This window comes from Chelativorans sp. ZYF759 (genome assembly GCF_012911015.1).
GTDB lineage: Bacteria > Pseudomonadota > Alphaproteobacteria > Rhizobiales > Rhizobiaceae > ZYF759.
The window spans coordinates 84369-105352 of record NZ_WVVV01000013.1; the positions used below are offsets into that span (position 1 = coordinate 84369).

18 protein-coding genes are annotated in these 20984 nt (G+C 63.2%); 13 read left to right on the forward strand and 5 right to left on the reverse strand.

Annotation, left to right across the window (positions count from 1 at the left end; genetic code table 11):
- Window positions 1–17 precede the first annotated feature (17 nt).
- From GRZ55_RS18150 to GRZ55_RS18165, 4 genes are read right to left on the reverse strand one after another with little or no spacing between them, the layout of a single operon-like run.
- Window positions 18–431: a (deoxy)nucleoside triphosphate pyrophosphohydrolase gene (locus tag GRZ55_RS18150; protein ID WP_169288369.1), complete on the reverse strand. Its 414-nt coding sequence runs from the start codon at window positions 429–431 to the stop codon at window positions 18–20.
- Entirely contained in the window at window positions 428–1216 is a 789-nt protein-coding gene (locus GRZ55_RS18155; protein WP_246734854.1) for a GNAT family N-acetyltransferase, read from the reverse strand. Before GRZ55_RS18155 ends, GRZ55_RS18150 begins: the two co-directional genes overlap by 4 nt.
- A 1-nt stretch (window position 1217) precedes the next feature.
- Entirely contained in the window at window positions 1218–2465 is a 1248-nt protein-coding gene (gene argJ / locus GRZ55_RS18160; RefSeq protein ID WP_169288371.1) for a bifunctional glutamate N-acetyltransferase/amino-acid acetyltransferase ArgJ, read from the reverse strand.
- 21 nt (window positions 2466–2486) lie between these two features.
- Window positions 2487–3362, reverse strand: coding sequence for a peptidylprolyl isomerase (locus tag GRZ55_RS18165; RefSeq protein WP_169288372.1), 876 nt, complete (start codon window positions 3360–3362; stop codon window positions 2487–2489).
- 264 nt (window positions 3363–3626) lie between these two features.
- On the opposite strand from GRZ55_RS18165, the gene secA reads away from it, so the two are divergent.
- The 3 genes from secA (at window position 3627) to GRZ55_RS18180 (ending at window position 9229) form a co-directional block, all read left to right on the forward strand.
- Window positions 3627–6356 (forward strand): preprotein translocase subunit SecA, encoded by a 2730-nt coding sequence (gene secA, locus GRZ55_RS18170; RefSeq protein ID WP_169288373.1) that lies wholly within the window; start codon window positions 3627–3629, stop codon window positions 6354–6356.
- Between the two features lie 177 nt (window positions 6357–6533).
- Window positions 6534–7946 carry a lipopolysaccharide biosynthesis protein gene (locus tag GRZ55_RS18175; protein ID WP_169288398.1) on the forward strand — a complete coding sequence of 471 codons (1413 nt, stop codon included), beginning with the start codon at window positions 6534–6536 and terminating at the stop codon, window positions 7944–7946.
- A complete protein-coding gene (locus tag GRZ55_RS18180) occupies window positions 7946–9229 on the forward strand; it encodes a GNAT family N-acetyltransferase (RefSeq protein WP_169288374.1) in 1284 nt (427 codons plus the stop codon). The genes GRZ55_RS18175 and GRZ55_RS18180 overlap by 1 nt, the downstream gene beginning before the upstream one ends.
- Here GRZ55_RS18180 and GRZ55_RS18185 read toward each other — a convergent pair.
- Window positions 9226–10860 carry an AMP-binding protein gene (locus GRZ55_RS18185; protein WP_169288375.1) on the reverse strand — a complete coding sequence of 545 codons (1635 nt, stop codon included), beginning with the start codon at window positions 10858–10860 and terminating at the stop codon, window positions 9226–9228. The genes GRZ55_RS18180 and GRZ55_RS18185 overlap by 4 nt on opposite strands.
- 312 nt (window positions 10861–11172) lie before the next feature.
- On the opposite strand from GRZ55_RS18185, the gene GRZ55_RS18190 reads away from it, so the two are divergent.
- From GRZ55_RS18190 to GRZ55_RS18235, 10 genes are all read left to right on the forward strand, one after another.
- Entirely contained in the window at window positions 11173–12585 is a 1413-nt protein-coding gene (locus GRZ55_RS18190) for a site-specific integrase (protein WP_169288376.1), read from the forward strand.
- Between the two features lie 370 nt (window positions 12586–12955).
- On the forward strand, window positions 12956–13267 hold the full coding sequence (locus GRZ55_RS18195) for a type II toxin-antitoxin system RelE/ParE family toxin (protein ID WP_246734855.1): 312 nt from the start codon (window positions 12956–12958) through the stop codon (window positions 13265–13267).
- Window positions 13252–13638, forward strand: a complete 387-nt coding sequence (locus tag GRZ55_RS18200) for an XRE family transcriptional regulator (protein WP_169288378.1) — start codon at window positions 13252–13254, stop codon at window positions 13636–13638. The genes GRZ55_RS18195 and GRZ55_RS18200 overlap by 16 nt, the downstream gene beginning before the upstream one ends.
- Before the next feature lie 85 nt (window positions 13639–13723).
- The gene (locus tag GRZ55_RS18205) at window positions 13724–14542 is read left to right on the forward strand and encodes an ABC-three component system protein (protein ID WP_246734856.1); all 819 of its coding nucleotides are present in this window, start codon (window positions 13724–13726) and stop codon (window positions 14540–14542) included.
- Window positions 14539–14784, forward strand: a complete 246-nt coding sequence (locus tag GRZ55_RS18210) for an ABC-three component system middle component 6 (RefSeq protein ID WP_169288380.1) — start codon at window positions 14539–14541, stop codon at window positions 14782–14784. Before GRZ55_RS18205 ends, GRZ55_RS18210 begins: the two co-directional genes overlap by 4 nt.
- Window positions 14781–16544 carry an ABC-three component system protein gene (locus GRZ55_RS18215; RefSeq protein ID WP_169288381.1) on the forward strand — a complete coding sequence of 588 codons (1764 nt, stop codon included), beginning with the start codon at window positions 14781–14783 and terminating at the stop codon, window positions 16542–16544. The genes GRZ55_RS18210 and GRZ55_RS18215 overlap by 4 nt, the downstream gene beginning before the upstream one ends.
- Before the next feature lie 7 nt (window positions 16545–16551).
- Window positions 16552–17367 carry a hypothetical protein gene (locus GRZ55_RS18220; protein ID WP_169288382.1) on the forward strand — a complete coding sequence of 272 codons (816 nt, stop codon included), beginning with the start codon at window positions 16552–16554 and terminating at the stop codon, window positions 17365–17367.
- Window positions 17368–17374: 7 nt separating this feature from the next.
- Window positions 17375–18172 (forward strand): TIGR02391 family protein, encoded by a 798-nt coding sequence (locus GRZ55_RS18225; protein ID WP_169288383.1) that lies wholly within the window; start codon window positions 17375–17377, stop codon window positions 18170–18172.
- Window positions 18169–19788 carry a hypothetical protein gene (locus GRZ55_RS18230; RefSeq protein ID WP_169288384.1) on the forward strand — a complete coding sequence of 540 codons (1620 nt, stop codon included), beginning with the start codon at window positions 18169–18171 and terminating at the stop codon, window positions 19786–19788. Before GRZ55_RS18225 ends, GRZ55_RS18230 begins: the two co-directional genes overlap by 4 nt.
- A gap of 327 nt (window positions 19789–20115) precedes the next feature.
- Window positions 20116–20904, forward strand: coding sequence for a hypothetical protein (locus tag GRZ55_RS18235; protein WP_246734857.1), 789 nt, complete (start codon window positions 20116–20118; stop codon window positions 20902–20904).
- The last annotated feature ends 80 nt before the right edge of the window (window positions 20905–20984 follow it).

Consider the following 20984-nt stretch of genomic DNA (forward strand, 5'->3'; position numbering starts at 1 on the left):
TTAACGCTCTCGCCGGATCAGACGAGATCGATCAGGAACGCGATCAGCGGTTCGTCGGCCGGTGGCATTGGCAGTTCGCGCAGCTTGGCGGGTCGCATCCACCTGATCCGCTGGCCTTCGCGGGGGGTCGGAATACCCCAGAAGCGTCGGCACACGTAAAGCGGCATCAACAGATGGAAGTCCTCATAGGCATGGCTGGCGAAACTGAGCGGAGCCAGGCACGCGGCCTTCGTCTCGACGCCGAGTTCCTCTTCAAGCTCGCGAATGAGCGTCTGTTCCGGCGTCTCGCCGGGTTCGACCTTTCCGCCCGGAAACTCCCACAGGCCCGCCATCGATTTTCCGGCTGGCCGCTCGGCGACCAGGACCCGCCCGTCGGCATCGAGCAGAGCGCAGGCAGCTACCAGCACGATCGGTTTGGTCGCAGCGCTCAAGCTCCGCCTCCCGAAGGCTGGCGGTAGTGGTAGCGGTAGAGTTCCTTGAAGCCGAGCGCGCGGTAGAGCCCGATCGCGGGTTCGTTGTCGGCCTCGACCTGCAGCCAACCCTGGCGGGCGCCACGCGAATGCGCCCACTTCAGAGCCGACAGGATCGCCCGTCGGCCGAAGCCTTGCCCGCGCATCGTGCCGGCGGTCGCGATTTCGAACAGTCCGGCCAGCGAACCGTCATGGACGCAGACGGCGGTCGAAACCGGCTGCCCACGGTGTTCGACGACGAACAGCCCCGCTTCCGGCTGTATGGAACTGATGAGTTCCGAGAGCCCCGGCCTGGAAGCGGGAGCGAGGCTGCCGATGCCGATGGCTGCGGTGATGAACCGGCCCATGTCCTTCAACGGTATCTGCGGCAAGGCTTCGGCAAGCGCGTCTTCGCCCAGATCGAGCCGCATGACGAGCGATTCCGACAGCCGGCTCCAGCCTGCCTCGTCGAGCAGGGATTGCAGCATCGGGCCCGCCAGCGGCGAGAGCCGGAAGGTCTGTGGGCGGCCATAGGCCTCGAACCGGCGCTTGGCCCGAGCCATGCGCTCCATGAGATTTCCATCGTCACCGGGGTCGAGCGGATTGATCGAGTTGAGCCGGCGAGAGGCGAGGCCGGCCGTCAAGCGGATCGCCCACGTGCCGTCGTAATGGGTGGAAGCCGCCGGCCAGGCCCTGAAGCCCGCCGCCTCGAAGCGCCGCACGACGGGAAGTTCGGACGCTGCGCCCGGGCCGGCCTCCAACGACATGTCAGCTCCGATAGTCGCCATTAATCGCGACATATTCTTTGGTCAGGTCGCACGTCCACACCGTCGCGCCCCCGTTTCCAAGGCCGATATCGACCCGGATGACGACTTCCTCGCGTGTCATGTAGTCGGATGCCGCCGCTTCCGAGTAGGAGGCGTCGCGCTCGCCGCCATGCGCCACGCGCAGATCGCCGAACCAGATCGACAGGAGGTCGCGATCAGCCGGTTCGCCGGCCTTGCCGACGGCCATGACAACGCGGCCCCAATTCGCGTCTTCGCCGGCGATGGCCGTCTTCACCAGGGGCGAATTGGCGATCGAAAGCGCAATGCGCTTGGCAGACTGATCGGAGGTGGCACCCGTAACCCTGATTTCGACCTGCTTGCGCGCACCTTCCCCATCCCGGACCACCTGCAACGCCAGCGACTTCAGCACCCGGCCGAGTGCGGCCTTGAAGGTCTCGAGCCGGGGATCTGCCGGGTCGTCGATGCGGGGCGCGCCATGCCGGGCGGCCGCGCCCGTGGCAAACAGCATCAGCGTGTCGCTCGTGGAGGTGTCGCTGTCCACCGTGATCGCGTTGAAGGTCGGGCCGACGGCTTCCGAGAGCAGCGCCTGCAGCGCGGCCGGTCCGATCGGGGCGTCCGTTGCGAGGAAGGAGAGCATGGTCGCCATGTCGGGCGCGATCATTCCCGCGCCCTTGGCGATCCCGTTCAGCGTGACCTCCGTCCCCTCAAGGGCGACGCGTTCGGTCGCGACCTTGGGATAGGTGTCGGTGGTCATGATCGCTCGCGCTGCGTCGAGCCAGGCGTCGCCGCGGCCCCGCTGCACCATGTCCTTCAGCAGATGGCTGAAGCGGGTGGCGTCGAGCGGCTCGCCGATGACACCGGTCGAGGCCAGAAAAACTTCATCGGCCGCGCAGCCCGCGGCCTCGGCAGCCGATTCGCCCGTCATGCGCGTGGTTTCGCGGCCGCGCTTTCCGGTGAACGCATTCGCATTGCCGGAATTGACCACCAGCATCCGCGCGCTGCCGCCCGGAAGGTTCTGGCGGCACCATTCGACCGGTGCCGAGGGGCATTGCGAGCGCGTGAAGACCCCCGCAACCGTGGTTCCCTCCGCGAAGGTCATGGCAAGGAGATCGGTGCGGCCGGCATATTTGATGCCGGCCTCGGCGGTGGAAATGCGCACGCCGTCGATTTCCGGCATCGCCGGATAGTCTTTCGGGGCGAGCGGTGAGACGGATACTGGCGCAGACATGCTCGGCGATCTCTTGCGACTTTACTCGGCCTGCGGCTGCTCGACGGCGCCGATGCCTTCATAGGCCTGACGCAGTGCGTCGTCCTCGAACTCGATCTCCGCTTCCTCGCGCAGTTCCTGGACAAGCTGGAAGTAACGCTCGCGCAACACGAGGCTGCGCAGCTGCTGCTCGACCGCCTCATAGGCCGGAGCTTCCTGCTGACGGCGGTCGACGAGCTGGATCACATGCCAGCCGAACTGCGTCTGCACCGGCTCGCTGGTGTAGGCATCGACCTCCATGTCGAAGACCACCTCCTCGAACTCAGGCACCATCTGGCCCTGGCTGAAATAGCCGAGATCGCCGCCGCGCTGGGCGGCCCCATCCTGCGAATGCTCGCGCGCGAGCTCCTCGAAATCGCCACCCTCGTCAAGTTCGCCGATGAGAGCGGCCGCCTCCTCCTCCGTCTCGACGATGATGTGCCTCGCGCGGACCTCTTCGGCGAGCTCAAGCCCGGAAATCTCCTGGTCATAGCGGGCGCGAAGCGCCTCGTCGGTGACCTCTGCGGCAATGTTGTTCTCGATATAGGCTGCATGCAGGGCCCGCTGGCGCAGGAGCTCCATGCGGCTCTGGAACTCCGCTGACTCGCCGAGGCCCTCTGCTTCGGCGCGCTGCGACATCAGTCGGATTTCGACGATCGCCGTCATCGCAGCCGCGCGGCGCTGTCCTTCGGGAAGCTGCGCGAATTGCTGGTCGAGTTCGGCTTCGGCCATGGCCAGGTCGGCTTCGGTGATCGGCTCCCCGTTCAACGTCGCGACGACCGCGTCGTCCTGAGCCAGCGCCGGTCCCGCGAGGAGCATGGCGACCGCTGCCACGGTCACCAAACGGACGGGCAAGTACTGGCGAAGGAGCTGAAGCATTCGAAATTCTCCGAGGATTGGATGGAACTGGCCTTCCAAAGCGGCCCAATATGGCGGAAATGCGCTGCTCGGCGCCCTTTGCACCGGCGTTGACATCGATGGTGCCCCCTCTTATCTCTCCTTCGACTTTGCGTCCAGAAACCATTTCAGGGCGCCATTCCGTCGTGGGTCGGACCATGGATTTCCCCCGACGAAGGAACTTGGGCAGCCGAATATGAACTTCCGGATGCTCCTATAGGAAGAAGCACACTGAAAGGACCATTGATGGTCAGCCTTGGCGCTATCGCCCGCAAGATCTTCGGCTCCTCCAACGACAGGCAAATCAAGGCATTGCGACCGAAGGTCGACGCGATCAACGCGCTCGAGCCCGAGTTGCAGGCCCTGACGGATGACGAGCTTCGAGCCCGCACCGACATGTTCCGCCAGCAGGTCGCGGAGGGCACATCCGTCGATGACCTTCTCGTCCCGGCTTTCGCCACGGTGCGCGAGGCTTCGCGTCGCGCCCTTGGGCTGCGACCCTTCGACGTGCAGCTGATCGGCGGCATGGTCCTTCACGAAGGCGGCATCTCGGAGATGAAAACCGGCGAGGGCAAGACACTGGTCGCCACATTGCCGGTCTATCTCAATGCGCTCGCCGGCAAGGGCGTTCACGTCGTTACCGTGAACGACTACCTGGCCCGCCGCGACGCCGAATGGATGGGCAAGCTCTATGGCTTTCTCGGCCTGACCACCGGCATCATCGTCCACGGTCTCTCTGACGAGGATCGCAAGGCGGCCTATGCCTGCGACGTCACCTACGCCACCAACAACGAGCTCGGTTTCGACTATCTGCGCGACAACATGAAATATGAGCGCGCCCAGATGGTTCAGCGCGGCCATGCCTATGCGATCGTCGACGAGGTCGACTCCATCCTGGTCGACGAGGCCCGCACGCCGCTGATCATCTCGGGACCGCTCGAGGACCGCTCCGACCTCTACATCGCGATCGACAAGTTCATCCCCTCCCTCGAAGAGAGCGACTACGAGATCGACGAGAAGCAGCGCACCGCGACCTTCACCGAAGAGGGCACGGAAAAGATGGAAACGCTCCTGCGCGACGCAGGCATGCTGAAGGGCAATTCGCTCTACGACATCGAAAACGTCACCATCGTGCACCACCTGAACAACGCGCTGAAGGCCCACCGCCTGTTCCAACGCGACAAGGACTACATCGTGCGCAACGGAGAGGTCGTCATCATCGACGAGTTCACCGGCCGCATGATGCCCGGCCGCCGCTTCTCCGAGGGCCTGCATCAGGCACTCGAGGCCAAGGAGCAGGTAACCATCCACCCCGAGAACCAGACGCTCGCCTCGATCACCTTCCAGAACTACTTCCGCATGTACAAGAAGCTGGCCGGCATGACCGGCACGGCCAACACGGAAGCGGAGGAATTCGCCAACATTTACGGTCTTCTGGTGTCGGAAATTCCGACCAATCTCCCCGTCTCGCGTATCGACGAGGACGACGAGGTCTATCGGACGGTGGAAGAGAAATTCGCGGCCATCGTGACGGAGATCAAGGCGGCGCGCGAAAAGGGGCAGCCCATCCTGGTCGGCACCACCTCGATCGAGAAGTCCGAGCTTCTTGCCGAACGCCTGCGCAAGGATGGCATCCAGGATTTCGAGGTACTGAACGCCCGCCACCACGAGCGCGAGGCCTTCATCGTGTCGCAGGCGGGCAAGCCCGGCGCGATCACGATCGCCACCAACATGGCCGGTCGCGGCACCGATATCCAGCTTGGCGGCAACCCCGACATGCGCATCCAGGAAGAACTGGGCGACATGCCGGAAGGCCCCGACCGCCAGGCCAAGGAAAAGGCCATCCGCGAGGAGGTCCAGAAACTCAAGGAAAAGGCCAAGGCCGCTGGCGGGCTCTATGTTCTGGCCACCGAACGCCATGAAAGCCGGCGCATCGACAACCAGTTGCGCGGCCGTTCGGGCCGCCAGGGCGATCCGGGGCGCTCGAAGTTCTTCCTGTCGCTGCAGGACGACCTCATGCGCATCTTCGGCTCCGACCGCATGGACGGCATGCTCCAGAAGCTCGGTCTCCAGGAAGGCGAGGCGATCGTCCATCCCTGGATCAACAAGGCACTGGAGAAGGCCCAGAAGAAGGTCGAGGCGCGCAATTTCGACATCCGCAAGAACCTGCTGAAATATGACGACGTCATGAACGACCAGCGCAAGGTCGTTTTCGATCAGCGCATTCAGCTGATGGAAGGAGAGAACATCTCCCAGACCGTCGCCGAGATGCGGGAGGACGTCGTGGAAGACATGGTCGCCCGCCGCATCCCCGAAAAGGCCTATGCCGAACAGTGGGACATGGAAGGCCTGCGCGCGGACGTGCTCGAATATCTCAATCTCGACCTTCCGGTCGAGGAATGGGCGCAGGAAGAGGGGATCGACGAGGAAGGCATCATGGAGCGGCTCCACAAGGCCGCCGAGCAGGCGGCTGCCGACCGCGCCGAGCGTTTCGGCCAGGACATCATGACCTATGTCGAGAAGTCGATCGTGCTGCAGGCGCTCGACTCCCTGTGGCGGGAGCATCTGGTCAATCTCGACCACCTTCGCTCGGTGGTCGGTTTCCGCGGCTACGCCCAGCGCGATCCGCTGAACGAATACAAGACCGAAGCCTTCGAGCTATTCCAGGCCATGCTTGTCAATCTGAGGCAGGTCGTCACCTCGCAGCTGATGCGGGTGGAACTGGTGCGCCAGGCTGCCGACGCGCCGCCACCGCAGGAACCGCAGCGGATCCAGGCCCGGCATATCGATGCCACCACCGGCGAGAACGAGATGGCGGATGGCGACACCATGACGCTTGCCCGGCCCGAAGCGCGCGTGGCTCCAGAAGCACGCAACCCCGCGGATCCCTCGACATGGGGCAAGGTCGGGCGCAACGAGGAGTGTCCCTGCGGCTCCGGCAAGAAATACAAGCACTGCCACGGTGCTTTCGCCTGATCCGAAGGATCGCAAGATGCCCGCCTCGAGCGGGCATTTTCCTTTTGAGGGCCGCCTCGCCCGGCTGCCGTCGCCTTGCGGCAGGCACCTGGAGACGCGGCCGACCGCCCACCCACACCGTTTCTTAAAGACTCCCCGCTAGGCAAGGAGGGATTGGCGCAAGCGACGGAGTTCGACGTGCGGTTTTCCGCGGCGAAAACGGCTGAGGGACTTCTGCCCGGGTGGCTCGCCCGGCTGGCCTTGCCATTTGCAGAGCGCATCGACGCCATTCTCACCACGAGCGACGACCGTGCGGAGGCGGGCCGACTTTCCCTGCTCGCCTTCTTCATCCGCATCGCCAGCGCCGCCATCGCCTTTGCGAGCCAGGTTCTCCTGGCGCGCTGGATGGGCAGTTTCGAATACGGCATCTTCGTGCTCGTCTGGACGACGGTGATCATCCTGGGAAGCCTCTCCTGCCTCGGCTTCCAGTCCTCGATCATCCGCTTCATTCCCGAATACCGCGAGACCGGGCGCCTGGCGGAACTGCGCGGCCTGCTCCTGACGAGCCGCGTCTTCGTGCTCCTGGCCTCGAGCGCGATCGCCGCCATCGGCGTGGCCGGCGTGACGCTGCTTTCCGGGTTCATGGAGAACTACTACGTCATTCCCTTCTATCTCGGCCTGATCTGCCTGCCCATGATCGCCATGTCCGAGGTAGCCGAGGGAACGGCGCGCGCCCACAATTGGGGCAATCTCGCACTGATGCCGATCTACATCCTGCGCCCGTTGCTGATCCTGGTCTTCATGGCGGGAGCCCTGATCGCGGGCTTCGAGGCGAGCGCAGTGACGGCTATCGTCGCGACCATCGTCGCGACCCTGTCGACGGCCTTCTACCAGGTCCTGGCGACCACGGCTCGTGCCGAGCGGATCCTGCAGCCGGGTCCACGACAGGTCCATCTCGGACAATGGATCGTCGTCTCCCTGCCGATCTTCCTCGTCGAAGGGTTCTTCTTTCTTCTCACGAATGCCGACGTGCTGCTCGTCGGCTACTTCATGCGCCCGGAGGACGTCGCGGTCTATTTCGCGACCGTCAAGACGCTGGCTCTCGTCCACTTCGTCTATTTCGCCGTCAAGGCGGGGGCCGCGCAGCGCTACGCGCAATACGCCCATGGCGGCGATCATGCGCGCCTTGCCGCCTTTGCCCGCGACACGGTCTCCTGGACCTTCTGGCCCTCTTTGATGATGGGCGGCATCGTGCTCTTGCTCGGCCAGCCCATGCTCATGCTGTTCGGCGAAGCATTCGTGGCAGGCTATCCGCTGCTTTTTCCGCTGGTCGCGGGCGTCGTCATCCGCGCCGCGGTGGGGCCGGCCGAAAGCCTCCTGACCATGAGCGGCCACCAGAATGTCTGCGCGGCGATCTACGGCATGACCCTCGCCTGCAATGTCGCTCTCACGGCGCTTCTCATCCCTGTGCTGGGACTGTGGGGCGTGGCGCTGGCCACTGCGCTGGCCATCTGCATCGAGGCCGCGCTGCTTGCCTATTTCATCTGGCGTCGCCTCGGCATCCTGATGTTCATCCTGGCGCCTCAGCCGGCTCCCGAAGAGGCGGCGTGATGGCTGCTATCCCGCTGATCGAGGAAACGAGCGCATCGCGCTCCGGCGTGATGATCGGTCATCTGGCCGGCTTCGAGCGTCTCGAAACGCCTCCTCAGCTCACCGAGGCCATGGAGGCCCGCCGGCCGGTCCGCAGCCTCGCGATCTATCCCGCCTCCGCGGGCTTCGAAATGGTGGAAGAGCTCGACCATCTCGCGGCGCGCACGATCGAGCCAAACGTCTTTTTCAACCCGCGCTTCCTGGCGCCGGCCATGCCACGCCTCGAGGACAAGGAAGTCCGTCTGGCCGTCATGCGAGATGGAGACGATCTGCGCTCGCGTCTCCGGCTGCTGGTCCCTTTCACGCTCGAGCGTTCGTCGCTGCCGCTCGGCGTGCCCGTGATGCGGACGTGGTCCAACATCTACGGCCCCCTCGGCACGCCGCTCCTCGATCGCGACGACCCCTCCGCGGTCCTGGAGGATTTCCTGGCGATGCTGTCGCGGCCGCATCTGAAGCTGCCGCGCGTGTTCGTGTTTCCCGAGATCCGGCTCGATGGCGCCTTCGCGGGCATCCTCCGCCTCGTTGCGACCTCGAACAACCTGCCTCTCACCGTGACCAACGAATATGAACGGTCTCACGTGATCAGCCAGCTCGACGGGGAAGGCTACATGCGTGCGACCTTGAACTCGCACCGTCGGGGCGAGTTCCGCCGGCTCCTGCGGCGACTGCAGGAACAGGGCGAACTCAGCTACGAGGTGGCACGTACACCCGAGGACATCCGCGCCGCCACGGAGGCCTTCCTATCGCTGGAAGCTTCCGGGTGGAAGGGGCGCGAGCGTACCGCCATGGCCGTCGATCGTTTCCGGGCGGCCTTCGCGCGCGAAGCGATCGACAGGCTGGCGGAACTCGACATGTGCCGCATCCACGCCTTGCGTCTCAACGGCCGCGTGATCGCGAGCCTCGTCGTGTTCGTCGAGGCGGGCATCGCCTACACGTGGAAGACGGCCTTCGACGAGACGCTGTCGGCCTTCTCGCCCGGCGCGCTTCTGATGATCGAGGTCACCAAGACCCATCTGGAAGACCCGAATATCGAGATGACGGATTCCTGCGCGGCACCCAACCACCCGCTTGTCGGGCGGCTGTGGGGGGAGACGCGGCCGATCGGCACCATGGTGCTGGGCCTGACCCCGGCCGCCGAAAGAGCGACCCGGCAGGTGGGCCAGCAGCTGCACCTCTATCGCGAGACGCGCAATGTGCTGCGGCAGGTCCGCGAGCGCGTCCGCACCCTGACGCGACGCCGCTAGCGCGCAGCCTCTCGGCGCGCCCTGTCGCGGAAAATGCGCCGGATCACCTTGCCTGTCGTCGTCAGCGGCATGGAATCGACAAAGGCGACCTCGCGCGGATATTCGTGGGCGGACAGGCGCTCGCGTACCCACAGGCTGATCTCGTCTGCCATCTCCGGTCCCGGCTCGTAGCCCTCGTTCAGCACCACATAGGCCTTCACGATCTCCGTGCGCACAGGATCTGGCTTGCCCACCGCTGCCGCCAGCGCGATGGCGGGATGGCCGGACAGGCAATCCTCGATCTCGCCGGGTCCGATGCGGTAACCCGAGGAGGTGATGACGTCGTCGTCGCGGCCGAAGAAGTGCACATACCCATCCTCGTCCTGGATGCCCTGGTCGCCCGTGGTCATCCAGTCGCCGACGAACTTCTTCTGCGTGGCCTCGGGGTTCTGCCAGTATTCCAGGAACATGACCGGGTCCGGCTTGCGGACCGCGATCTGGCCAGCTTGCCCCGCCGGGACCCGCCGGCCCTCCTCGTCGATGATCGCCACACTGTGCCCAGGCACCTCGCGGCCGATGGCCCCGCCCCGCGAGACGCCGATGGCCGCGCAGGAGGCGAGCACGAGATTGCATTCGGTCTGCCCGTAGAACTCGTTGATGGTGAGCCCAAGTTCGGCCTTCGCCCAGTCATAGGTCTCGCGACCGAGCGATTCCCCGCCGGAACCGATGGTTCGCAGCGGAAGCTTCCATCGTTTCGAAATCTCCGTCTGGGTCTTGAGCATACGCAGCGCGGTGGGCGGGATGAAGGCGTTGCGCACGCGCATCTTCTCCATCAGCCCGAGCGCCAGTTCCGGCTCGAACCGGTCGAACCGTCCGGCAACCACCGGTACACCGAGATAGAGCCCCGGAAGGAGGACGTTGAGCAGTCCCCCAGCCCATGCCCAGTCGGCAGGCGTCCATAGAAGGTCACCCGGCTGCGGCAGGAACTCGTGCGGCAACTGGACGCCGGGTATGTGCCCCAGAAGAACGCGATGACCGTGCAGCGCACCTTTCGGAGGCCCGGTCGTGCCCGAGGTGAAGATCATCATTGCAGGGTCGTCCGGACCCGTCTCCTCGACTTCAAAGCGCGGGTCCGCATCGGCGATGAGGCGGTGGAAATCCACGCCCGCCCCCTCGTCGCCATCGATCGAGACCAGCAGATCGAGCATCGGCAGGCGTCCCGTCAAGCCGGCCACCTTGCCGAGCCCCTGCGCGTTGGTCACGAGTGCCTTCACCCCGGCTGCATGGAGACGGTATTCCAGCGCCTCCACGCCGAAGAGCAGCGCCAGCGGCACGGCGATCGCGCCGAGCTTGTAGATCGCGACATGCGCGATCACGGTCTCGAAACATTGCGGCAGCAGAAGCGCGACGCGGTCGCCGCGTCCAACCCCCCGGGCTTTCAAGGCGCTGGCAAAAGCACTGGATCGTTCGGCGAGTTCCCCATAGGTGAGGCTCGCGGCCTCGCCCTCCTGCCGGTAGTCGAACAGCGCGACACGATCCGGCGCGCGCATCGCCCAGTCATCGGAGACGGCGCTGCCGATATTGAATCGCGTGGGGATGTTCCAGGAGAACCCGCGGCACAAAGCCTCGTAGCTGTCACGCCGCCTCAGCACAGCAAGCTATCCAGGCCCATGCCGCATCTTTCCTTGTCCGCCTCCGCGCGGCTGCGCCACACCTAGCCGGAGGCGAAGCGTGGTGCCCCTGGCCGGGCTCGAACCAGCACTCCTTGCGGAACTCGATTTTGAGAGAGCGGGTATCCCCTATCCTTTATGTATCCGGGGGTATCCGTTTTCCCGATAAGCGCTTGTCCCGTATGGACATTCTGGCCTGACGGGTTGCTCATACCTAACCGGATATTCGCCACGGTTGGCTTTCTGAATGCACCTACTTCGCACCTGAAAGCTGACCTCAACGGAGGTTAGGACATGCCCAAAATCAAACTCACCAAGACTGCCGTAGACGCCGCGACCCCTAAAGATCGCGATTACGATCTCCGGGATACGACCACACCTGGCTTTCTATTAAAGGTCACGCCCGCTGGTCGCAAGATTTTCATGCTCGCCTACGTCGCTCACAACGGTCAGCGCAGGAAACCCGCGATTGGACGCTATGGCGAGGTTACCGTTGAGCAGGCGCGACGCATTGCGCAGGACTGGCTCGCTGAGGTTCGGCGCGGCGTCGATCCCAGCTCGGAGCGAGTGGCCGCTCGTCAGGCCCCAACAGTCAAGGAGCTGTTCGCGCGGTTCATCGAGGAATACTCCGAGAAGCACAACAAGCCGTCCACCGTCGAATCGAACAGAGGCTACGGAAAGCGCTACATCATTCCAGTCCTTGGGAACCTCAAGGTGCCCGATGTGACACGCGCCGACATCTCGGCCTTGATGAAAAAGATGGCCAAGAGCCCGACCAACGCCAATCGTGTGCTGGCGGCGCTGCGCAAGATGTTCAACATGGCCGAAGTATGGGGACTGCGACCTGACGGCTCCAACCCCTGCCGGCATGTCCCTAAATATCCCGAGCGCGGCAGGACACGCCTCATAACCGATGCCGAGTTGCGCAATCTCTACGAGTATCTCGACCGCTCGGAAGCCGAGGGTCTGGAGCACCCCTTCATCATTCTCGCCATCCGTTTGCAGTTCGAGTTCGCCGCGCGCATGTCCGAAATCCTCAAGCTCGAATGGGCCTGGGTGGACTCTCAGAACCGGCGCGTCGTCTGGCCGGACAGCAAGACCGGGGAAATGTCCAAGCCGATGAGCGCCGAGGCGTTCCGGCTCTTCGAGACCGCGCCTCGGCTTGAAGAGTCGCCTTTCGTGTGTCCGTCTGTCTTCGACCCTAACCTGCCGATGTCGAAGCACACATACTACCAGGGCTGGCGGCGCATCCTTCAGCGCGCTGGGCTGCCACACATCGGCACCCACGGCATTCGTCATCGATCCGCCACCGATATCGCCAACTCGGGTATTCCGGTGAAAGTCGGTATGGCCCTCACGGCGCACAAGACGGTCACCATGTTCATGAAGTACGTCCATACCGAGGATGACCCGGTAAGAGCGGCTGCGGAAGCTGTTACGCAGCGGCGTATGTCCCTCGTCGGAGGTGTTCAGCCTTCGGCGCCCGTTCCATTGACGACGCAGGAGTTGCCTTGTGTCGCTCCGGTTGCCGAACTCGCAGAACCTGCCGTCGCCCCCGATGAGAAGCCCCTAGGCTTCGAAGATGGCGCCTATACCTCGCGCACGCGTCTCGGCAACTATCGACCCTACCGCCACCGCAGCGGCGAAAACCGTTCCGTTCCGCCGGGTTCGAAGCGCGCCGAGGCGACTGAGGCCGGCCATGTCTGATCGAGCAAAGCCGGACCGTCGTTGGCCGGCGCCGGACGTCCTTAAGCGGGCCAAGTTCGTCGACGATGCCGGACCAATTCGTTTTGTGGATACTGAGGCGGCGGCGCGCTACCTTGCCCTCGAAGCACATACATTGGAGTGCTACCGTTCGCTCGGAGGCGGTCCCGCCTATCATAAGTTCGGCAAGTGGGTCCGTTACGCGGTCAACGATCTAGACGCTTGGGCGAAGAGCTGCCGCCGCTCCACGACGGCATCGCCGGAACCGCCCTAGGTCCTTCCCATTGACCAGATATAGGTTGTAACCTATATGGAACGCTAGGTCGAATTCCGCACTGCCTCTAGGCTAAGGCTCTGACTTTTGAGCGTCACGTTGATCGCGGCCACAAGGCTGCTGTCCGATTACGGGCACAGCTTGGCCCGGTCTCACGCCGATACGCTCAAAAGAACGAAACACGCCAATATGAAGGTACTAAGGTTCGAGAGCGGCGATAACGACTGGCGTGCCGCCGTCGCCTACGATCGCAAGCGGAAGGCTTTCGTACTCGTGGCGGGGGACAAATCGGGCGTCAATGAGAAGCGATTCTATAAGACGCTGATCGCAAAAGCGGATCTACGCATTTCAGAGCATCTGGAAAGCCTGAAGTCTGCAAAGAAGGGGCAAATGAGATGGGTCGGAGCCTGAGTGACATCATCGACTCCCTTCCTGCCGAAGAGCAGCCAGCGATCGACGCTCGTTATCAAGAAATAAAGCAGGAAGTCGAGGGCCTTCGTGAGCTTCGTCAGATTGCGGGCAAGGCTCAGGCTGACATAGCGTCGGCCTTGAACATAAAGCAGCCTTCGATCTCCCAAATCGAACGGCAAACCGACATGTACCTCTCGACACTTCGCAGCTATGTCGAAGCTGTCGGGGGGGAACTTGAATTGACCGTAAGGCTGCCGAAGCGACCGGCGCTCCGCATCCATCATCTTGGCGACTCGGCACCCACGATCGCCGGCAAAGCACCCGCACAACGCAAGAGCGGCACGTCGTCGCCAAGGCGGCGTCATGGATGAGCTGCAAAGGTCGATCTATGTCGACCGATTTCGCCTGGCCTTCCATACCCAGAAGGGCACTGCCTTTCAGGACTGGTTTGTGCGCATGGCCGGCCACGCTTTCGGCGCAGACTTCGAAGAGGTCCGGCCCTACGGTCCCTATGGCGATCTGAAATGCGACGGTCGCCGGATCAGCAGCGGCGCGGTGTTCCAGTGCTATGCCCCGGACGCCGTGAAAGAGGCCGACCTCATCGCCAAGATCGATGAGGATTTCCACGGCGCGCGCGCCCACTGGGGCGACGACATGCAGGAATGGATTTTCGTCCATAACGACAGCCGCGGCCTCCCGCCAAACGCGGTTCAGCATTTGGACGGCCTGCGCAAATCACACCCCGCGATTCAGATATCGACTTGGTCCGAACCTGAGCTTCATGCTCTCGCGATGGGCCTCGATCTCTCCGCGCTACAGGCCCTGTTCGGCCTTGCGGCCTCGATCGCCATCGTAGATCGGTTGGTGCTGTCCGATCTCATGCCGATTATCGACGCGCTGCAGCGCCAGGACAGCCCGGCCAATCCGCCGCTGACACCGCCGTCGCTCGAAAAGCTCGAAAAGAATGCGCTATCCGAGGAAACCGGGCTCTTCCTGCGGATTGGCCGGCGCAAGTCCAGTCTGGTCGACACATTCTTCCGCAAGAGCCCGCGACCGGATCTCGGCGAACGCATCGCCGAGGCCTTCCGCACGCGCTACGCCGAGCTGAAGGCGCTCGACCTGCCCGCCGACGTGATTTTCAAGCACCTACAGGACTATGCCGGGTTCAACGGCGAACCCAAGCGTCAAGGCGCAGCCCTCGCGGTCCTCGCCTATTTCTTTGATAGCTGCGACATTTTCGAAGATCCGGTCGCCTCCTCGCTGGAGGCACTATGATCCTTCCGACCAAACACGTCCGTCCGGATCGCGCGCTGATCGGCGTCGGCGCGGAGGTGCTCGATATCCTGAAGCGGCCGATGACGATGTCGCGGCTCTGGGACGAGGTGCGCGGCCGGCGCTCCTTGCATGCCCCGAACGCGCCGATCGACTATCAATGGTTCGTCTTGTCGCTGGATCTCCTCTATGTGATAGGTGCGCTGGAATTCGAGCGCGGCCTGGTGCGGAGGGTTCAGTCATGATCCGCCGCTTCGGTAGTGACCTCTCGTCCTTCAAGACCCTGACCTTCGGACCCGGCCTCAACATCCTGCTCGCCGACAAGAGCGAGGGCGCAAACGATCGCCAGTCCCGCAACGGCGCTGGGAAGACGAGCTTCATCGAGCTTGTCCATTTCCTGTTCGGCGCTGACGCCCGCAAGGAAAGCATCTTCCGTTCCGACGCGCTGTCGCAGTGGACATTTGATGTCGCCGTCGACATCGCCGGCGAGGCCATCTCCGCGGCGCGCAGCGGCGCGAAGCCTAGCCGGATCTTCGTCAATGGTGCGGTAGAGAACTGGCCCATCCCGCCGCAGTTCGACCAGCGAGCCGGGCTGTTCGAACTGTCGAACGAGAACTGGAAGGCTAATCTTGGCCATCTCTGGTTCGGCCTGCCGATCTCGGCGGGCGACGAAGCCGAGCGGTTTCAACCCTCGTTCCGGTCGCTCTTTTCCTACTTCGTCCGGCGTCAGCTCAGCGGCGGGTTCCAGCAGCCTATGCAGCATTCGACCATGCAGCAGGCTTGGGATCAGCAGGTTTCCATCTGCTATCTGCTCGGCCTCGACTGGACGATTCCGGGCCGCTTTCAAGAACTGCGCGGCCAGGAGAAGGTCGCCCAGGAGCTTCGCAAGGCGGCGCGCAGCGGCGATCTCGGCCGCTTCTTCGGCAAAGCGGCCGACCTGCGGACACGTCTGACGATCGCGGAAGCCCGCACCGGGCGGTTGCGGGCTCAACTCGAGAATTTTGAGGTCGTGCCGGAATACAAGGCTCTCGAGCGCGAGGCGAACGAGATCACGCGCGAGATCGACGCGCTCAACATCGAAAACGTCGTCGATGGTGACCTGCTGCAGCAACTTCGCGCCTCGCTCGGCGAGGAGGACGCGCCCGACCTTGCAGACGTCACCAAACTCTACGCCGAGGCAGGCGTCGTGCTACCGGATATGGTTCGCCGACGCTTCGACGAGGTCGAGCGCTTCCATCTGACCATCATTGAAAACCGCCGTGCGCATCTGAACGCCGAAATCGCCTCGGCCGAAACGCGCATGACCGAGCGCGACCAGCGGGTCGCCGACCGCGATCGGCGCCGCCGACAAATTATGGGCGTTCTGCGCTCGGGTGGCGCGCTCGAACATTACACCAGCCTTCGGGAGGAAGCCGGCAGAGCCGAAGCCGAAGTCGAGGGCCTGCGCCAGCGGCTCGAAATCGCCGAGCGCATCGAAAGCACCAAGGCGGAACTCGACATCGAACGGGCCAACCTGACGAAGGAGCTGCGCGACGACATTCACGAACGCGCCGACGTCATCCGCGAGGCCATCCTCGCCTTCGAGGCGCTGTCAGAGTCGCTCTACGAAAAGGCTGGAAGCCTCACCATCTCGGAGACCGGCGGCGGGCCGCAGTTCGAGGTCCACATCGACGGGCAAAGGAGCAAGGGCATCACCAACATGCAGATCTTCTGCTTCGATCTCATGTTGACCGAAATCAGCATCAAGAACGGTCGCGGGCCGCGCTTTCTCATCCACGACAGCCATCTGTTCGACGGCGTGGATGAACGTCAGGTCGCGAAGGCGCTTCAGCTTGGGGCCGAGCGCGCCGAGGCGGCCGGCTTCCAGTATATCGTAACGATGAACTCCGACGCGCTGCCGAGCGAAGGCTTCCAGCGAGGTTTCGATGTTCAAGCCCATGTCATCGACACCAAGCTGACCGACGCGACCGATACGGGCGGCCTGTTCGGCCTACGCTTCGAGTAGGCTGTCCATGCGTTCCGCACCGTTCACCCGCCCGACACTGCTTGCCGCTATCGAACTGCTCGAACTCCACAGCCAGGCCAAATTCAACCAGATGGTGCTGCGGCTCGGGCTTGAGGACGAGATACCCTCGACCACCTCCCTCAGCGTCGCGAAAAAATGCGATCTTCTTGGACGGATCGTCCTGCAGCGCATGGATAATGTCCTCGACACGCTCGACGGCTCGATGACCTTGGGTGAAGCGGTGATCCGCCAAGCAGCACTGCTCGCCCAGCAGGACTTGGCCACGTCGCTTCAAACAGCGTTCGCGCGCGGTCTCGCCCGTGACGGCTACGTTCTGGTATGGGACGACTATGGCCGCAGCGCGTCGATCCGCGCCGCCCTTCCCAGCGAGATCCATCTTCCCGAGACCGACGACGAGGTTCATCAGCTTCTGAAGCACTTCAGCTTTACCACCCCGCTCGGGCACCTCGACCAAGCAATCGAGGCGCATACGCGCGGCGATTGGGCCGCTTGCAACGGACAGCTTCGAACCTTCATCGAGAGCTTGTTCGACGACATCGCGCGCAATGTCAGGCCGGCGGAAGCCGTGGCCCGACCGAGTTCGGAGAATCGGCGCGCGCTTCTTGCGGAAATCGGCTTCCTGTCGACGGCCCGCAACGAGTGGACGCAGGACGGCAAGAATTACATCAACGGCCTCTTCAAGATGCTGCACACGGAAGGGTCGCACCCAGGCCTTTCCGACGAGGATCACGCCACCTTCCGGCTGCATGTCGTGCTGGTGACTGCCAGGACATTCCTGCGCCGCCTCGCGAACGGCCAGTGAGTTGCCGATGGCGTTCTTCACCCAAGACCAACTGGAAGCGATTGCAGGCGCGCTCGGCGAAACCTCAGAAGGCCTGACCGGGCCGGAGATCGAGCATCTTCTCGCCTCATCGAAGATCGCTGACCCTGGACCAGCCACGAAGCGCGTTCGCCTCTTTAACGCCTTCGCCGAGTGTCAGAACACCAAGCAGAACCGCACCAACATCCTCGAATTCATCCGACTAGCGATGAAGCCGGCGCGATATAGCCGCGAGCCGCATCGCTACGAACCAATGCGGGCGCGCCTCAACCAGGCGCTGGCATTCGCGGGCCTCGTCGTCAACCAGTCAGCCGAGCTGAGCAAGGCCGACGCCGCCCAGACCCTGCCCGAAGCCCAGCGTCGCGCGCGCGATCTGCGCGCCGATCTTGAGGGGCGCGGCGTGCATGCCGACGTCCTCAAATTCTGCCGTGCGGAGCTTCTTGCCGACAACTATTTTCATGCGGTGCAGGAAGCGGTCAAAAGCGTCGCCGACAAGATGCGGACGCGGACAGGGCTCATTGACGACGGTGCGACGCTGGTCGATCGGGCCTTGGCCGGCAGTCTGCCGATGCTTGCGATCAACCCGCTGTCCACCGCGAGCGAGCGGAGTGAGCAAAGCGGGTTCGCAAACCTGGTCCGCGGCACCTTCGGTATGTTCCGCAACCCCACGGCGCATGAGGCGCGCATCCACTGGGCGATGTCCAAAGAAGATGCAGAAGACCTGTTGACGATCGTGTCGCTCATCCACCGCCGCCTCGATGCCGCCCATATGCCGGCGCGCACATGACCACGAACGCCGCCGACGGAGGACATGACATAGAACGCGAGCTGGAATCCGATCGGATCGGTCGCATCGGTGAGCGCCAGTTCGAGCTTCTTTGCGAACGCGCAGGGCTCTTCTGCAACAAGAGCACCGTCGACATCATGGGCTGGGACTTCATCGTGGAATTCCCGATGGGATCAGGCGGACAATCGTCGCTGCCGCTCGATCAGCGCCAGACCAACGCCGCCCGGGTCCAACTGAAGTCGACGCTCGGTCGCACCGGAAGCCGCATCCGACTTAGCCTGTCCGCCATTGATCGCCTCGCCAAGGACCCTCGGCCCGCGCTAATCATCGTCTTCCGGATGCGTGCCGACAGTGAGATCCAGTCGGCATACCTCGTTCACCTGATCGGCAACGAACTCGCCCGCGTGCTCAAGCGATTGCGATTGGCAGAGGCTCGAAAAGCGCACGACATCAATCATGCAGACATCAGCTACGACTATGAGAAAGTCGGACAGCGCTTCGAGCCGACCGCCGCCGGCCTCTTGGCGGCCTTATCGGCCGTCTGCGGAGAAGACCCAGGCACCTATACCGCCGAGAAGCAGCGACAACTCGACAAGCTCGGCTATGAGAACGGCCGGTTCGAGGCCGAAGCGCTACTCCAGTTCGACGGCCCGGAGCATTTCGCCAACCTGCTGCTCGGCCTCGAGCCGCTGAAGCCGCACCGTCTGCGCGTGTACGACAGCCGCTTCGGCATTCGCCTGCCGTATCAAGGCACGCTCTTCGACGACATCGAGGAACTCCGACTGACCCCGCCGTCGCTCGGACCATGCGAGATCGCGATCCGAGGCCACGGCTTCGCACAGGCGGCGCGGTTCGACGGAGAGATGTTCATTGGGCCGCCGATCATCGAGCCGCACGGACCCGAACTGCTCGTCCGCAGCCAGGACTTCATCATTCGTCTCACTCCTCCTGCGCTCAGGTTCGAAAGCGTTGGCTCCATCGACGATATGGAATACACGCTCGAAGAGTGGGCGGAGCTGCTGCGCGGTCTCACGCTCATGGCGACCGAGCGATCCACGCTAACGATTTCTGGAAATAGCCGGATTCCCCCGATCACCCTTCCCGTCAATGAGCCGCTCACCGGGCCATATCTCGACGAGTTGCCGCTCATCTCGACCTTCGTGGATGGTTGGCTGCGCCTGCTCACCAACGCCGGCCTGCGCTCAACTACCCGTTTCAAATTCGGTGCGTTCTGGGCGGCCAATGATGCACGTATGGTCGTGGACATCCTGCTCAACCCTCGCCCGGAGGCTCGCTTTGAGTTCCAAAGCCTCGACGTCGAGGAGAATGCGCCGCCACCGGTGGGTCTTTACTTCAACAGCATATCATTCGCCGATACGAGCATCAGCTTCAGCGCAAAGGTATTCTTCGAGGAGACCAACGATCTCGAATGGCGGTATCGCTCAACACGGTTTGAAGCTCTCGATGTTCGCCCGATTGTCGAGGACCTTGAGGAATATGGTTTAGATCAGGCTGGGGTCGCCGACGTGAAGCTCATCATCGACCCGCGCAACATAACCATGACGCCGCGCAGCGACGCTGCCGACGCTATCGGCGTCTTACCCAAACAGGGCTGAGCGGCCGCATTGCCATCTCTCGCGCCGAGCACGTCGCACGCCTGAGCGACCTCTCGGCAAATCTCGCCAGCGTCGGCGATTAGGCTTCCCTGTTCCCACTGCCGCACGGGCGTGGCGACGAATTCCATCAGAGTTCGCCGACGCCCGATCCACGGGGTCAGCCGCTCAAAGGTCCGCGAACCCGCGATATGTATGTACGCGGCCTGCACATCGAGTCAGTAAAGGTGAAGACGCAGGGTTTCCGGTAAGCGTGAGTGTCTGCGAAACTGTCGTTTCGGGAACATAGTCGCCTCAAGGGCAATAGGGCAGCGAGGACCGAAAGAACACATGGGTGATTGGGACATCGGAGAAGACTGGATGAGTCGGATGGGGAATATCGGCGAAAAGACGCTCGGCCCCGTCGCTATACATGGCGGGCTGCAACTGAAGCACCGCCAGCAAAACCGCGACGCCTTCAAAAGCTCAAAAGAATCGGAGTTGATAACGCAGGCGCACGCATCCGCGGTCAGCGCGCTGGTCAACTTCCTCTCCCGAATGGCCGGAAAGCCGATCCCCGCCGATCGCGAGGATGCGCAGGGACAGGCGGCGTTGATCGCCCATTTTGTCCAGGGGATCGACCTCTGTGAAACGGCGATCGTTGAGGGGTTGTATCCCCAGGCCGCGACCCTTCTGCGCCAACAGCACGAGATCATCGCAGCGGTCGAGGAGTTCACCGCAGACCGTCGCAAGGACGGAAAGACACCACATGCGACCATCGGTGTACTTCGCGACATGGGCCGTATCTATGGCGACCTGAGCGGCGGCGCCCATGTCTCGCACGCGAACCTGCTCAAAAACTTCGTCATCATTGAAATCGGCGAGAACAATGGTCCTTCACTGCTCCCGATCTACCACCATGAAATCACCCTCAACCTTTATGCGCTCCACGTCAGTTACATCCTCATGATGCTCGAACTGGCCGGCGACGTGCAAAACAGCGTGACGGGGGACACGCTCAATTCCGACGAAGTGAAGCTGCATTTTATCGGACGCCAGATCCTCATTGACCTCGGCTTGATCCGGTTCGAGGAGGCGTCCGTTCCGCCACCCCAGCAGCGTGAAGACGGGACGAGATGACCCTTGGAAGACTCGTCTTGACTCCCGAGGCCGAAAGATAGAACAAATAGCGAACATGATGAAGGTCGAAAAACCGGAGG

Bases quoted from the DNA above. Each gene is read 5' to 3' on its own strand.
- GRZ55_RS18155 (WP_246734854.1), bottom strand. From the start codon at position 1,216: ATGTCGTTGGAGGCCGGCCCGGGCGCAGCGTCCGAACTTCCCGTCGTG.
- argJ (WP_169288371.1), bottom strand. From the start codon at position 2,465: ATGTCTGCGCCAGTATCCGTCTCACCGCTCGCCCCGAAAGACTATCCG.
- GRZ55_RS18165 (WP_169288372.1), bottom strand. From the start codon at position 3,362: ATGCTTCAGCTCCTTCGCCAGTACTTGCCCGTCCGTTTGGTGACCGTG.
- secA (WP_169288373.1), top strand. From the start codon at position 3,627: ATGGTCAGCCTTGGCGCTATCGCCCGCAAGATCTTCGGCTCCTCCAAC.
- GRZ55_RS18180 (WP_169288374.1), top strand. From the start codon at position 7,946: ATGGCTGCTATCCCGCTGATCGAGGAAACGAGCGCATCGCGCTCCGGC.
- GRZ55_RS18190 (WP_169288376.1), top strand. From the start codon at position 11,173: ATGCCCAAAATCAAACTCACCAAGACTGCCGTAGACGCCGCGACCCCT.
- GRZ55_RS18200 (WP_169288378.1), top strand. From the start codon at position 13,252: ATGGGTCGGAGCCTGAGTGACATCATCGACTCCCTTCCTGCCGAAGAG.
- GRZ55_RS18205 (WP_246734856.1), top strand. From the start codon at position 13,724: ATGGCCGGCCACGCTTTCGGCGCAGACTTCGAAGAGGTCCGGCCCTAC.
- GRZ55_RS18210 (WP_169288380.1), top strand. From the start codon at position 14,539: ATGATCCTTCCGACCAAACACGTCCGTCCGGATCGCGCGCTGATCGGC.
- GRZ55_RS18215 (WP_169288381.1), top strand. From the start codon at position 14,781: ATGATCCGCCGCTTCGGTAGTGACCTCTCGTCCTTCAAGACCCTGACC.
- GRZ55_RS18220 (WP_169288382.1), top strand. From the start codon at position 16,552: ATGCGTTCCGCACCGTTCACCCGCCCGACACTGCTTGCCGCTATCGAA.
- GRZ55_RS18225 (WP_169288383.1), top strand. From the start codon at position 17,375: ATGGCGTTCTTCACCCAAGACCAACTGGAAGCGATTGCAGGCGCGCTC.
- GRZ55_RS18230 (WP_169288384.1), top strand. From the start codon at position 18,169: ATGACCACGAACGCCGCCGACGGAGGACATGACATAGAACGCGAGCTG.
- GRZ55_RS18235 (WP_246734857.1), top strand. From the start codon at position 20,116: ATGGGTGATTGGGACATCGGAGAAGACTGGATGAGTCGGATGGGGAAT.